The sequence below is a fragment of the Brevundimonas diminuta genome (assembly GCF_050310045.1).
Classification (GTDB): Bacteria; Pseudomonadota; Alphaproteobacteria; order Caulobacterales; family Caulobacteraceae; genus Brevundimonas; species Brevundimonas diminuta_F.
In genome coordinates this window covers 3,072,838-3,085,862 of sequence record NZ_CP190005.1, presented here as the reverse complement: position 1 = coordinate 3,085,862, position 13,025 = coordinate 3,072,838, and the positions used below count along the sequence as shown (strand labels likewise).

Below are 13,025 nucleotides of genomic sequence, written 5' to 3'. Positions count from 1 at the left end.
GGCCCTTAATGCCGGGCTTCGGAGGTTTGGAAAAGGCCGCCGCGTGGCGGTTTCCACGATGGCGACAGAACCATCCCCACAACGGAGCGGACCTGATCGCGTGCGGCGTCCAGACCCCGGCCGGTATCGATCAGGAAATCAGCGCGGGCGCGCTTTTCGGCGTCCGGCGTCTGGCGCGACAGGATGGCGTCCAGACGCTCACGCGTCATGCCTGGACGGGCCATCACGCGCTGGGCCTGAACCTCCGCATCAGCCGTCGCCACAACCACGGCGTCGACATAGGCGTCTCCGCCCGTCTCGAACAACAGAGGCACATCGACGATCGCCAACCGGGCGCCGCCCTCGGCCGCCGTTTTCAAGGCCTGCGCCCGGTCTGCCGCAACCAGAGGATGGACGATGGCCTCCAGCCGCTGAAAGGCGCCTTCGTCGCGGCCCAGCGCCTCGGCCAGACGTGGGCGGTCGACGGCGCCGTCCACGACTACGCCGGGGAAGGCCTGCTCCAGCGGCGCCACGGCCGCGCCGCCTAAACCATAGAGGCGGTGAACCGCCGCATCGGCGTCCCACACCACCGCGCCTTCATCGGCGAACATCTGGGCCGTGGTCGACTTGCCCATGCCGATCGAGCCGGTCAGGCCCAGAACGATCACGCCGCTTCCCCCAGATGAGCCAGCAGCAGGGCGCGCAGGTCCAGCGGCGGGGGCGGACGGCGGAAGATGGCCTCGAACGACGGCGCCGCCTGACCGATCAGCATGGCCAGCCCGTCCACCGTCGTCAGCCCGCGCGCGCGCGCCGCCGCCAGCAGGGGCGTAACGACCGGCTTATAGGTCATGTCCATGACCACGGCCGAGGGCTTCAGCGTCGACAGATCAATGTCCGGCGCCACGCTCAGCGCATTGATGACCAGATCGGCGCCTTCCAGCACGCCTGCATCCGGCGCGACCGAGACAGCCGGTCCCAGATCAGCGGCCAGAGCCTCGGCCCGTTCGCGCGTGCGGTTCAGGATGGACAGGGCGGCGCCCGCCTCGATCAACGCGCCTGCGCCCGCCCGCGCCGCGCCGCCCGCGCCCAGAATGACGACAGAAGCGCCCTTCAGCGTCAGCTGCGGCGCCTGTTCGGCCAGGGCGTAGAGCACGCCTGCGCCATCGGCGCTGTCGGCGCGCACACGGCCCCCCTCAAAGACCAGAATATTGGCTGATCCGGTTGCACGCACCGCCGTCCCTGCCTCGTCGGCCATGGCGAAGGCCTGTTCCTTAAACGGGGCGGTGACATTGACCCCGGCGATCAGCCCGGCACGGCCCGCCACGACCAAGGCCTCAAACCCCGCCGCGTCAGCGGGTGCGAAGGCGGCGTAGGTTCCGTCTATCCCGCCCGCCTCCAGCCAGGCGTTGTGGATCACCGGGCTGAGGGAATGGCTGACCGGCTGGCCGACGATCCCGCCCAGCAGGGCGGCTCCGGTGATGCGTCCAAGAGGCGTGGGGCTCATACTGTGATCACTCCTGCCCGGCGCAGTTCGGCCAGAACCGGCCACAGAGGCAGGCCCAGCACGGTGAAATAATCGCCCTCGACGGCCTCGAACAGCTGCGAGCCCAGCCCTTCCAATCGGTAGGAGCCGACACAGGACAGCAGGGCCTCGCCCTCCGCCGCCAGATAGGCGTCGAGGAAGGCGTCGGAGAAATCGCGCATCTTCATCTCGACCGTGTCCACGCCGGACCAGACCACCTGGCCATTGCGGGCCATAGCAGCCCCGGAATGCAGCTGATGCGTGCGGCCGCGCATGGCCGACAGCCGTTCACGCGCGGCCTCCAGCGTCGGCGCCTTGGACACCAGCCCGCCGTCGAAGGCGAGGGTCTGGTCCGCGCCCAGAACCCAGGCGTCCGGGTCATGGCGCGAAACGGCCAGCGCCTTGGCCCGCGCCAGTTCGACAGCCAGTTCGACCGGATCGACGCCCGGCGTCTTCAGCGCGTCTTCGTCCACATCGGCGACCTGAACGGCGAAGGGCACGCCGGCATCGGTCAGCATGGCGCGGCGCGCGGCGCTCTTGGACGCCAGGATCAGGCGTTCGCCGTCGGTCGTGGTCACATCGGGGCTCCCGGATTGCGGCTGCGCCGCTCGCTCAACAGATTGACGATGGCGGCCGCCGTCTCCTCGACCGAGCGGCGGGTCACGTCGATGGTGGGCCAGCCGCGCCGCTCGAAGGCGCGACGCGCCTTGATGGTTTCCTCGCGCACGGCGTCATGGTCGACATAGGCCGAGGCATGGCCCGCATTCAGCCCGTCCAGACGGTTGCGTCGGATCTGCACCAGACGGTCGGGCGAGACCGTCAACCCGACCACCAGAGGATTCTTCAGCGCGGTCAGCCGTTCGCCATCCTCCTGACCCGGCACCAGCGGGACATTGGCCGCGCGAATGCCCCGGTGCGCCAGATAGATGCAGGTCGGCGTCTTGGACGTGCGGCTGACCCCGCACAGCACCACATCGGCCTGTTCCAGCTGTTCGACCGTGCCCTGACCGTCGTCATGGGCGATGGCGTAATCCAGCGCGCTCATGCGATTGAAATAGCCGGTGTCCAGCGCGTGCTGAGCCCCGACCCGCGCCGAAACATCGGCCCCCAGATAGCGCGACAGAGCGCCGACCAGCGGGTCCAGCGCCCCGATCTGCGGCATCTGCAACTGGCGACAGCCTTCTTCCAGCTGTTCGCGCAGTTCGCGATCAACCAGGGTGTGCAACACCACGCCGGGCGCCGCGGCGATGGTCTCCAGCACCCGCTCCATCTGTTTGGGCGAGCGGACCAGCGCATAGATGTGTTCAATCGGAATGACGCCGTCGAAACGGGCGACCACGGCCTTGGCCATGGCGTTCAGCGTCTCGCCGGTCGAGTCCGACACCAGATGGACGTGGAAATAGGTGGCCAGGCGCGATGCGCCGATCGGGCGGGCGGGGCTCATCAGGGCGGCGTCTCCTTCCAGTCAACGGTCGGATCATCCCCGCGCCCTGTTGAAAAGCCGGGGCGCCGTTCGTGAAAGACCGGGCGCCGAATCCTCTAGCAAGCCTGGCCGCCGGTCGCGAGCGGGGATCGCGGGCGCCGTTGGGGCGATCGGCGCCGGAGTCGTCCGCCTGGGCGCCGACATTTCATCCCGTGCTGGGGGCAGGACATATTGTCCAACAACGGCGCCTGCGGATTCACCCACAATGGCGCCCAGAGGCAAGCCCGAGTCCCACGGGTGTTTCACGGCTTATCCCCATAACCCACAGCCCGCGCTGTAAACGCCCGGGTTTCTGCGGTCCGGACAGGGGACAAACAGGAGTCGAACCGGGACTGTCCGCAGTTATCCCCGTGCTCCCCGGCCCTGCTTCCACCTACCAATTCTTTCAATTCTCAAATCTAAATAGGGATTGAGGCTTGGGGGTGTGCATCCTAAAGCCCGAAGCATGAGCACGCCCCTTCTGATCCAGGCTCTTCAGGGCCGAATCCTTTCCCGCCCGCCCGTGTGGTTCATGCGTCAGGCCGGGCGCTACCTTCCGGAATACCGTGAGCTTCGGGCCAGGGCGCCCGACTTCATCGCCTTCTGCCTGAATCCGGAAATGGCGGCCGAAGCGACCCTGCAGCCGATGCGCCGTTTCGGTTTCGACGCCGCCATCGTCTTCGCCGACATCCTGCTGATCCCCGGCGCCCTGGGCCAGAAGGTGTGGTTCGAGGCGGGAGAGGGGCCGCGCCTGGGCGCCCTGCCGTCGGTGGAGTCGATGGCCGACAAGGCTCAGCAGGCAGGAGAGGCCCTCAAGGCCGTGGGTCAGACACTCAGCCTCGTGCGCGCGGAACTCGAGCCTGAACGCGCCCTGATCGGTTTCGCCGGGGCGCCGTGGACGGTCGCCACCTATATGCTGGACGGCGAACATCGCACCATGGGCAAGGGCGAGCGCGCCGCCGCCCGCACCTATGCCTACACCCAGCCCGAACTGGTGGCGGGCGTGCTGGATGTGCTGGTGGAATCCACCGCCCACTATCTGAAGATGCAACAGGACGCGGGCGCGCAGGTGCTGAAGATCTTCGAGAGCTGGGCCGAGGGCCTGCCCGAGGACCTGTTCGAGACCCTGGTGCTGAAACCGCATCAGAAGCTGGTCGCCCGCGCCCGCGAACTGGGCGTCACTGTGCCGCTGATCGGCTTCCCGAGGGGCTCGGCGGCGCTGGCTGAACGCTATGCGCGTGAATGCGACGTGCAGGGCGTGGCGCTGGACACCGCCTGTCCGCTGGAGGTCGGCAAACGGGTTCAGGCGATCAAGCCCATTCAGGGCGCGCTGGACCCTCTGCTGCTGCGGGCCGGGGGCGACGCTCTGGATCGGCGCGTCGATCAACTGATGGAGGCCTGGGGCCAGGGGCCGTGGATCTTCAACCTGGGCCACGGCATCCTCCCGGACGTGCCGATCGCCCATGTCGAGCAGGTTCTGAAGCGGATCGGCGCCCAATGAACCAGACCGCCACGAAGCTTAAGGAACGGCCCAACCGGCGCGTGGCGGTCGTCCTGACAAATCTGGGCGGTCCTGATCGTCCCGAAGCGGTCAAACCCTTCCTGTTCAACCTGTTCAACGACCCGGCCATCATCGGCCTACCGGGGATTTTCCGCACGCCGCTGGCGAAGCTGATCTCCAGTCGCCGCGAAGCGTCGGCGCAGGCCAACTACGCGCTGATGGGCGGCGGTTCGCCTCTGTTGCCGGAAACGCAGAAACAGGCCGAGGCCCTGTCGCGCGCTCTGGCGGACGCTTCGCCGGGCGACGACACCCGCGTCTTCATCGCCATGCGCTACTGGCATCCGATGACCGAGGAGACGGCGGCGGCGGTCAAGGCTTTCCAGCCGGACAGGATCGTCCTTCTGCCCCTCTATCCGCAGTTCTCGACCACCACGACGGCTTCGTCGCTGAAGAAGTGGACCGAGTGCTATGACGGCCCGGGCGAGACGCACGTTGTCTGCTGCTACCCGGACGCCGAGGGTCTGATCGAGGCGCAGGCGCGCCTGATCCGCCAGACGCTGGACAAGGCTGACGGCAAGCCGGTGCGCGTGCTGTTCTCAGCACACGGCATTCCTGAAAAACTGGTTGCGGCGGGCGATCCCTATCAGGCGCAGATTGAGGCCACCGTGGCGGCTGTGGTCGAGCGCATGGGGCTGACCGACTGGGCCATCTGCTACCAGAGCCGGGTCGGGCCGCTGAAATGGCTGGGCCCTGCCACGCCGGACGCCATCGAACAGGCGGCGAAAGACGGCGTGGGCGCCGTGGTCGTGCCGATCGCCTTCGTTTCCGAACACATCGAAACCCTGGTCGAACTGGACATGGAATACGGCGAGCTGGCCCATAAGGTCGGCTGCGCGCCCTATCTTCGTGCGCCGACAGTCAGCGCCGATCCGGTCTTCATCACCGCCCTGGCCGATGCGGTCGAGCGGGCGCTGGAAACGCCGGGCGCAGCGCCGCAGGGCGTTTCTCAGGGTGGACCATGCGCCCACTTGAAAGCCTGTCCGTCTGGCTGTTCAAAGGCCTCCAGGGCGGCCTGAGGGGATCGACATGGACTATTACAACCTGGCCCGCGGGCTTCACATCCTGGCGGTGATCGCCTGGATGGCCGGAATGCTCTTCCTGCCGCGCCTGTTCGCCTATGACGCCGAGCAGAACGCCAAGCCAGAGCCCCTGCGCGGCGAGATGCAGGCCCTGTTGCGGGTCTGGCAGACGCGCTTGCTGCGCATCATCATCAACCCCGCCATGATCCTGGCCTTCATCTTCGGCGGCTGGCTGTTGTGGCTGCGCAGCGGCGACGGCGCCGACTGGTCTTTCGCGCAGCAGCCGTGGATGGTTACCAAGCTGGTCGGCGTCTTCCTGCTGGCGGGCTGGCACGGCTTTCTGGCTGGTCAGCGCAAGAAAATCGCTGCCGGGACATCGAAATATTCCGGCCGTTTCTGGCGTATGACCAATGAGATTCCCTTCGTCCTGGCCATCATCATGGTGCTGTCGGTCACGCTGGAGTGGACATTCTAGAGGCCCTAACGCGAGCGACGCGGTCGCTCGCTGCTTGAGGGAGAGGGGCATCTTCTGCTTTCGCTTGACCCCGACCCTCCTTTCGTGGTTCCGCTGAGGTGAATCGTGCGGCCGATCCGTGCAGTGCGGTCCCTCTCTTTTTGCGACGCCTGCCGGTTTGAGCCTGCGGGAGACCGTCGCCCTCCCTCCCAGCCCCTGCGGCTGAAGCCATCGACGACCTTCTGCTCCTGGGCGCCCTGCGGTGTCCGGGCGCGCGAACGAGCACGCCATCATGACCGATACGCCTGACACTCCGGAAAACGAAGCCACTGAAAATGCAGGAGAAAATCCTGCTGAGCGTCCGCGCCGCACTCTGAGCCTGGGTGGAAGTCGCGCTGCGGCTCCGGTCGAGGAGGCTCAGCCTGAAGAGGCTGTCGCCCCGGTTGTCGCCGACCACGACGATCACGGCGTCGACACCACAGCCGAGGATGATGAGGACGACGACGGCGAGCCCATCGTCCCCAACGGCCGCATCACCCTTCAGGAACTGAACGAGAAGACGCCGGAAGATCTGGTCGCCTTCGCGGAAGGTCTGGACATCGAGAACGCCGGCAACCTGCGCAAGCAGGACCTGCTGTTCGCCATCCTGAAGACCCTGGCCGACGAAGAGGTCGAGATCATCGCCTCGGGCGTGCTGGAGATCCTGCCGGACGGCTTCGGCTTCCTGCGCAGTCCCGACGCCAACTATCTGCCGGGTCCGGACGACGTCTATGTCTCGCCGTCGCAGATCCGCCGCTTCGGCCTGCGTTCGGGCGACACGGTGCACGGCGCCGTGCGCGGCCCGCGCGAGGGCGAGCGCTACTTCGCCCTGCTGAAAGTCGACACGATCAACTTCGAAGATCCGGAGATGGTCAAGACCAAGGTCCTGTTCGACAACCTGACGCCGCTCTATCCTGAAGAGCGTCTGCACATGGAAATCCAGGACCCGACGCTGAAGGACCGCTCGGGCCGGGTCATCGACATCGTCGCCCCGCTGGGCAAGGGCCAGCGCTGCCTGATCGTCGCACCGCCGCGCGTGGGTAAGACGGTCATGCTGCAGAACATCGCCAAGTCGATCGAGCGCAACCACCCGGAAGTCTTCCTGATCGTCCTGCTGATCGACGAACGCCCCGAAGAAGTCACCGATATGCAGCGCACGGTGAAGGGCGAGGTCGTCGCCTCCACCTTCGACGAACCGGCCACCCGCCACGTCGCCGTGGCCGAAATGGTGATCGAAAAGGCCAAGCGTCTGGTCGAGCACAAGAAGGATGTGGTGATCCTGCTGGACTCCATCACCCGTCTGGGGCGCGCCTACAACGCCACCGTCCCGTCGTCGGGCAAGGTGCTGACCGGCGGCGTCGACGCCAACGCCCTGCAACGGCCCAAGCGCTTCTTCGGCGCCGCGCGTAATGTGGAGCAGGGCGGTTCGCTGACCATTATCGCCACGGCTCTGATCGACACCGGCAGCCGCATGGACGAGGTCATCTTCGAAGAGTTCAAGGGCACGGGTAACTCGGAAATCGTCCTGGACCGCAAGGTCGCTGACAAGCGCATCTTCCCGGCCATCGACGTGCTCAAGTCGGGCACCCGCAAGGAAGACCTCATCACGCCGAAGGACCAACTGGCCAAGACCTATGTTCTGCGCCGCATCCTTAACCCGATGGGTCCGCAGGACGCGATCGAGTTCCTGCTCGACAAGCTGCGCCAGTCGAAGAACAACGGCGACTTCTTCCAGTCGATGAACACATAATAAGGTCCCTATCGCCTGGCGCGCGGCGCCAGGCTGCTTGAGGGAGGTTCTCTCAAGCAGCCGCACGCCGCGCGTGCGGGGGTAGAGAATCAGGAATGTGTTTCACGTGAAACAGGAGCGTGGGTCATGAAGCTGAACATTGAGATCGACTGCACCCCCGCCGAGGCTCGCGCCTTTCTGGGCCTGCCGGATGTGACGCCGCTCAATGACCATCTGGTCGCTGAAATGCAGAAGCGCATGGACGCCAACATGGCCGCCATGCAGCCCGATGAACTGATGAAGACCTGGACCAGCTTCGGCGTTCAGGCCCAGGACCAGTTCCGCCGCCTGATGGAAGCCGCCGTCACGGGCGCGGCCAAGCCGTGATCCGCTTTTCCTCCCCATGCAATGGGGAGGGGGACCGCGAAGCGGTGGAGGGGCTCTTCCACCGTTGCCCCTTCGTCTCGTCGCCTTCGGCGTCCATGCACCTCTCCATGAAATGGGGAGGAGAAAAGATATGACCGACACCATCTTTGCCCTAGCCACTCCGCCGGGGCGCGGCGCCATCGCCGTGTTGCGCTTGTCCGGACCGGCTACGGAAAGCGCACTGACGGCGCTGGGGGCAGGGGGACTGACCCCGCGTCTGGCCTTTGTGCGCGCTCTGCGTCACGACGGCCGTCTGATCGACGAGGCGCTGGTCCTGCGTTTTGTCGCCCCACGATCCTATACGGGCGAAGACTCGGCCGAACTGCATCTGCACGGCGGCCGCGCGGTGATCGAGGCCGCCAGCGTGGCCCTGATTGCATTGGGTCTGCGTCCGGCTGAGCCGGGCGAGTTCACCCGTCGCGCCTTCCAAAACGGCCGTATGGATCTGGCGCAGGCTGAGGCTGTCGCTGATCTGATCGACGCAGAAACTGAGGCGCAGAAGTCTCAGGCTCTGGGCCAACTCGACGGCGCCCTGTCGGCGGCATACAGCGGATTCCGTCGCGATCTGCTGAAGGCACTTTCGCTGGTCGAGGCCGAGATCGATTTCCCTGACGAGGAAGTGCCGGACAATCTGGCGCGCACGGCTGGACCGGTTCTGGATCAGCTCGCGGCTGACCTGAGGGCTGCATTGGCGGATAGCGATCGCGGACGACGGGTGCGCGAGGGCTATCGCATCGTCCTGATCGGCGAGACCAACGCCGGCAAGTCGTCCTTGTTCAACGCGCTCGTAGCGCGTGAGGCGGCTATCGTCACGCCCATCGCCGGAACGACGCGCGACGTTCTGGACGCCGACATCATGATCGGCGGTTACGCGGTGACCCTGTCGGATACGGCGGGTCTTCGTGACAGTGATGATCCCGTTGAGGCCGAGGGCATCCGCCGCGCCCGACTGCGCGCCGAGGGCGCCGATCTGCGTCTGTGGGTGCGTTCGCCGTCTTCACAGGACGTCGAGGACCCGGCCGCGGCCTTTGTGGGGCCATCTGATCTTCAGGTTCTGAACAAGGCGGATCTGGGCGCGGTGACGCCGACGGCGAGTCTGCAATCCCTCACGGTCAGTACGACGACGGGGCAGGGGCTGCTCGAGTTGCACGACTGGATCGCTGCGCGTCTGGCCAGAGACCTGTCGGGCGCCGACTTCCCCGCCGTGACACGCGAACGGCATCGCCGCCGCTTGGCGGAAGCCTTGGCTGATGTTGAGGCCGGGCGCCGTGCGCTCGACCTCGCGCCCGAGATGGCGGGGGATGACCTGCGCCGTGCAGCCGACGCTCTGGCGCGCGTCACCGGGGGCATCGGCGTTGAGGACATTCTGGGCGAGGTCTTCTCCTCCTTCTGTATCGGTAAATAGGCCCGGCTTAAGCCTGTTTCACGTGAAACAATGGTTCTTCAGCCGGTGGCGATTCCGGCTCGAATGGACTATGTGAACGCCATGAGTTCGACCCCCGATCACACCTTCGACGTCGTCGTTATCGGCGGCGGTCACGCCGGATGCGAGGCCGCGACGGCGGCTGCTCGCGCAGGCGCTCGCACACTGCTTCTGACGCAGAAGCTGGAAACCATCGGCGAGATGAGCTGCAATCCTGCCATCGGCGGTCTGGGCAAGGGCCACCTGGTGCGCGAGATCGACGCTCTGGACGGCGTCATGGGCCGGTTGGCGGACGTGTCGGGCATCCAGTTCCGGATGCTGAACCGCTCCAAGGGCGCTGCGGTGCGCGGTCCCCGCAGCCAGATCGACCGGCGCCTGTATCGCGAGGCCATGCAGGCCGAACTGGCGGACTATCCGAACCTGACCCTTATGGCGGGCACGGCCGAGGGACTGGTCCTGAACGGCGACCGCGTGGTCGGCGTGAAGACGGGGGTGGGGGAGACCATACGCGCGGGGGCTGTGGTGCTGACAACCGGCACCTTTCTCAACGGCGTGATCCATCGGGGCGACCTGCGTATTCCGGCGGGGCGCTATGGCGAAGACCCGTCGACGGGTTTGGCCGGCGACCTGCATTCTGCTGACCTGATGATGGGGCGGTTGAAGACCGGCACGCCCGCACGTCTGGATGGTCGCACCATCGGCTGGGAGCGGCTGGAGATGCAGGCCGCGGACGATCAGCCTGTACCTTTCAGTTTCCTGACCGACCGGATTGAGGTGCCGCAGATCGCTTGCGGTGTCACCCATACGACGGAAGAGACGCACCGCATCATCGCCGATAACCTCGGTGAAAGCGCTGTCTACGGCGGGCGTTTGTCGGGTCGCGGACCGCGCTACTGCCCGTCGATCGAGGACAAGGTGGTCCGTTTCGCGGACAAGACCAGTCACCAGGTCTTCCTGGAGCCGGAAGGGCTGGATGATCCCAGTGTCTATCCGAACGGCATTTCTACGTCGGTGTCTGACGCCACCCAGATGGCGTTTCTGCGCACCATGCCGGGCCTGGAGCAGGTCGAGGTCTTTCGCTTCGGCTACGCCATTGAGTATGATTACGTCGACCCGCGCGAGTTGACCCCCGCGCTAGAGGTGAAGAAGCGGCCCGGCCTGTATCTTGCCGGACAAATCAACGGCACGACCGGCTATGAAGAGGCGGGGGCGCAAGGCCTCATCGCCGGCCTGAACGCTGCCCGAGTCGCCGCCGGTTCTGACCCGCTGATCCTCGGCCGGGATCAGGCCTATATCGGCGTCATGATTGATGACTTGGTGACGCGGGGCGTTACTGAACCCTATCGTATGTTCACAAGCCGGGCGGAGTATCGGTTGACTCTGCGTGCCGATAACGCCGACCAGCGCCTGACGCCGATTGGGATTGAGGCGGGGATCGTCGGCTCAGAGCGCGCGCGGGTATGGCTGGATAAGGTCGACCGGTTAGACCGGGCGAACCGTGTTTCACGTGAAACGCAGTTCACGCCGAAGGAGGCGGGCGCCCTTGGAATCACCGTCAACGCCGATGGCCAGCGCCGCTCGATCCGCGATCTGTTGGCCTTTCCAAACGTGACGCTGGATCAGTTTGTCGCCATCCGTCCGGAGATTGCTGACTGGTCGCTTTCGGTGCGTGAGCAGGTCGAGATCGACGCTGTTTACGCGGGCTATCTGGACCGTCAGGCGCAGGACGCTGAGGCTTTGCGTCGTGAGGAGGGCTTGGCTCTGCCGGCTGATCTGGACTATGCCGCGATCGGCGCCCTGTCGAACGAGGTGCGCGAGAAACTGGCCATGATCCGCCCACTGACCCTTGGCCAGGCCGGACGGATCGAAGGCATGACCCCGGGCGCGCTGACGGCGCTTCTGGCCCATGTGAAAAAGGTCAAAGCCGTGCAAGCCGACCTTGCGGCGGTCGTCGCCTGATGTCCGAAGCTATCCAGACTTTCCGCGATCAGACAGGCGCCAGCGACGCCAACATCGCCGATCTGCAGACCTTCCTCGGCATGCTGAGCGAAGCCAATGAGGTGATGAATCTGGTGGGGCCGGATACCCTGCCTGACTTCTGGAACCGCCATGCGTGGGATAGCGCCCAACTGCTGAACCTCGCGCCTGATGCAAAGACCTGGGCGGATCTGGGTGCCGGAGCCGGGTTTCCCGGCGTGGTTCTGGCCATCCTGCTGAAGGGCCGCCCGGGCGCCTATGTCTGGCTGGTCGACAGTCTGGGCAAGCGGTGCCGCTTCTTGCGGACCATCGTCGATGCGCTTGAACTGCCCGCCACGGTGGTCAACGGCCGTGCGGAAGAGCAGGCGATTACGGTGGATGTCGTCACCGCTCGCGCCGTCGCAGCGATGGAGAAACTGCTGGGTTATGCACAGCCCTACTTCCAACGCGGTGCAAAAGGCCTGTTTCTCAAGGGAGAGAAGGCCGAGGCTGAGTTGAAAGAGGCCCGTCGGGTCTGGCAGTTTGATGCTGAGCTTACGGTCTCGCGCAGTGATCCGCGCGGCCGCATCGTTTCACTGGGGAGCCTCCGCCGTGTCCGTTGAGTCCGTAAAGCAGCCCCGGATTTTAGCCGTCTCCAACCAGAAGGGCGGGGTGGGCAAGACCACGACAGCGATAAACCTCGGCACCGCCCTTGCGGCCATCGGCGAGAAGGTTCTGATCGTCGACATGGACCCGCAGGGCAATGCCTCGACCGGGCTGGGTGTTCCACGTGAAACACGGCGGGTGACCATCTATGACGTCATCGTCGACGGCCGTCCGGTAGATGAGGCGGCCATAGAAACCGCTGTGCCGGGCCTGTTCATCGTTGCGGCCGACGCTGACATGTCGGGCGTCGAAATCGAGTTGAGCCAGTCTGATCGTCGCTCCTACCGCCTGCGCGACGCCTTGGCGAAACAGGGGGGGCATGGTCATTCGCGGTATGATTATGTGCTGATCGACTGCCCGCCGTCGCTGAATCTGTTGACGCTGAACGCCATGGCTGCGGCTGATGCGGTTCTGGTGCCGCTGCAGTGCGAGTTCTTTGCTCTGGAAGGCCTGACCCAGTTGATGCGGACCATCGACATGGTGCGTCAGAGCCTGAACCCGGCGCTGGAAATCCAGGGGCTGGTGCTGACCATGTATGACCGTCGGAACGCCCTGTCGGGGCAGGTGGCGGCCGATGTGCGCGCTCACTTCGGCGACAAGGTCTATGACAGCGTCATTCCTCGTAACGTCCGGGTGTCGGAGGCGCCGTCGTTCGGCAAGCCCGCGCTCATCTATGATCTGAAGTGTGCGGGCAGTCAGGCCTATCTGAAGCTGGCCCGGGAAGTGGTGGCGCGTGAGCGTCAGCGTCGTCAGGCCATCGCGGCTTGATCAAATCTAATAAGTAAACGG

The 13,025-nt window shown here is 65.6% G+C and carries 13 protein-coding genes; 9 read left to right on the top strand and 4 right to left on the bottom strand.

Features of this window, described 5'->3' with window-relative positions; all coding sequences use genetic code 11:
* Positions 1-5 precede the first annotated feature (5 nt).
* The 4 genes from coaE to ACORJG_RS14810 are packed head-to-tail and all read right to left on the bottom strand — an operon-like array spanning position 6 to position 2,945.
* Entirely contained in the window at positions 6-647 is a 642-nt protein-coding gene (coaE, locus tag ACORJG_RS14825; protein WP_427790205.1) for a dephospho-CoA kinase, read from the bottom strand.
* A complete protein-coding gene (locus ACORJG_RS14820) occupies positions 644-1,483 on the bottom strand; it encodes a shikimate dehydrogenase family protein (protein ID WP_427790203.1) in 840 nt (279 codons plus the stop codon). Before ACORJG_RS14820 ends, coaE begins: the two co-directional genes overlap by 4 nt.
* Positions 1,480-2,079: a Maf family protein gene (locus ACORJG_RS14815; RefSeq protein WP_427790201.1), complete on the bottom strand. Its 600-nt coding sequence runs from the start codon at positions 2,077-2,079 to the stop codon at positions 1,480-1,482. The genes ACORJG_RS14820 and ACORJG_RS14815 overlap by 4 nt, the downstream gene beginning before the upstream one ends.
* Entirely contained in the window at positions 2,076-2,945 is an 870-nt protein-coding gene (locus ACORJG_RS14810) for a pyruvate, water dikinase regulatory protein (RefSeq protein WP_346529387.1), read from the bottom strand. Before ACORJG_RS14810 ends, ACORJG_RS14815 begins: the two co-directional genes overlap by 4 nt.
* A 484-nt stretch (positions 2,946-3,429) precedes the next feature.
* Here ACORJG_RS14810 and hemE point away from each other — a divergent pair, with 484 nt between their 5' ends.
* The 9 genes from hemE (at position 3,430) to ACORJG_RS14765 (ending at position 13,004) form a co-directional block, all read left to right on the top strand.
* Positions 3,430-4,464, top strand: a complete 1,035-nt coding sequence (hemE, locus tag ACORJG_RS14805; RefSeq protein ID WP_427790198.1) for a uroporphyrinogen decarboxylase — start codon at positions 3,430-3,432, stop codon at positions 4,462-4,464.
* The gene (gene hemH, locus ACORJG_RS14800; RefSeq protein WP_427790196.1) at positions 4,461-5,540 is read left to right on the top strand and encodes a ferrochelatase; all 1,080 of its coding nucleotides are present in this window, start codon (positions 4,461-4,463) and stop codon (positions 5,538-5,540) included. Before hemE ends, hemH begins: the two co-directional genes overlap by 4 nt.
* Positions 5,541-5,550: 10 nt before the next feature.
* Positions 5,551-6,018, top strand: a complete 468-nt coding sequence (locus ACORJG_RS14795; protein WP_427790194.1) for a CopD family protein — start codon at positions 5,551-5,553, stop codon at positions 6,016-6,018.
* A 271-nt stretch (positions 6,019-6,289) separates the two neighbouring features.
* Positions 6,290-7,786 carry a transcription termination factor Rho gene (gene rho, locus ACORJG_RS14790; RefSeq protein WP_427790192.1) on the top strand — a complete coding sequence of 499 codons (1,497 nt, stop codon included), beginning with the start codon at positions 6,290-6,292 and terminating at the stop codon, positions 7,784-7,786.
* A gap of 126 nt (positions 7,787-7,912) precedes the next feature.
* On the top strand, positions 7,913-8,152 hold the full coding sequence (locus ACORJG_RS14785) for a DUF6489 family protein (RefSeq protein WP_003166554.1): 240 nt from the start codon (positions 7,913-7,915) through the stop codon (positions 8,150-8,152).
* A 130-nt stretch (positions 8,153-8,282) separates the two neighbouring features.
* A complete protein-coding gene (mnmE, locus tag ACORJG_RS14780; RefSeq protein ID WP_427790189.1) occupies positions 8,283-9,596 on the top strand; it encodes a tRNA uridine-5-carboxymethylaminomethyl(34) synthesis GTPase MnmE in 1,314 nt (437 codons plus the stop codon).
* Positions 9,597-9,659: 63 nt separating this feature from the next.
* Positions 9,660-11,573: a tRNA uridine-5-carboxymethylaminomethyl(34) synthesis enzyme MnmG gene (mnmG, locus tag ACORJG_RS14775; RefSeq protein ID WP_427793073.1), complete on the top strand. Its 1,914-nt coding sequence runs from the start codon at positions 9,660-9,662 to the stop codon at positions 11,571-11,573.
* On the top strand, positions 11,573-12,193 hold the full coding sequence (gene rsmG / locus ACORJG_RS14770) for a 16S rRNA (guanine(527)-N(7))-methyltransferase RsmG (RefSeq protein WP_427790187.1): 621 nt from the start codon (positions 11,573-11,575) through the stop codon (positions 12,191-12,193). The genes mnmG and rsmG overlap by 1 nt, the downstream gene beginning before the upstream one ends.
* The gene (locus ACORJG_RS14765) at positions 12,183-13,004 is read left to right on the top strand and encodes a ParA family protein (protein WP_427790185.1); all 822 of its coding nucleotides are present in this window, start codon (positions 12,183-12,185) and stop codon (positions 13,002-13,004) included. Before rsmG ends, ACORJG_RS14765 begins: the two co-directional genes overlap by 11 nt.
* Positions 13,005-13,025: the final 21 nt, after the last annotated feature.

What these genes read in the sequence shown, in the direction of transcription:
- ACORJG_RS14820 (WP_427790203.1), bottom strand. Translation starts at nt 1,483, where the DNA reads ATGAGCCCCACGCCTCTTGGACGCATCACCGGAGCCGCCCTGCTGGGC.
- ACORJG_RS14810 (WP_346529387.1), bottom strand. Translation starts at nt 2,945, where the DNA reads ATGAGCCCCGCCCGCCCGATCGGCGCATCGCGCCTGGCCACCTATTTC.
- hemE (WP_427790198.1), top strand. Translation starts at nt 3,430, where the DNA reads ATGAGCACGCCCCTTCTGATCCAGGCTCTTCAGGGCCGAATCCTTTCC.
- hemH (WP_427790196.1), top strand. Translation starts at nt 4,461, where the DNA reads ATGAACCAGACCGCCACGAAGCTTAAGGAACGGCCCAACCGGCGCGTG.
- ACORJG_RS14795 (WP_427790194.1), top strand. Translation starts at nt 5,551, where the DNA reads ATGGACTATTACAACCTGGCCCGCGGGCTTCACATCCTGGCGGTGATC.
- rho (WP_427790192.1), top strand. Translation starts at nt 6,290, where the DNA reads ATGACCGATACGCCTGACACTCCGGAAAACGAAGCCACTGAAAATGCA.
- ACORJG_RS14785 (WP_003166554.1), top strand. Translation starts at nt 7,913, where the DNA reads ATGAAGCTGAACATTGAGATCGACTGCACCCCCGCCGAGGCTCGCGCC.
- mnmE (WP_427790189.1), top strand. Translation starts at nt 8,283, where the DNA reads ATGACCGACACCATCTTTGCCCTAGCCACTCCGCCGGGGCGCGGCGCC.
- mnmG (WP_427793073.1), top strand. Translation starts at nt 9,660, where the DNA reads ATGGACTATGTGAACGCCATGAGTTCGACCCCCGATCACACCTTCGAC.
- rsmG (WP_427790187.1), top strand. Translation starts at nt 11,573, where the DNA reads ATGTCCGAAGCTATCCAGACTTTCCGCGATCAGACAGGCGCCAGCGAC.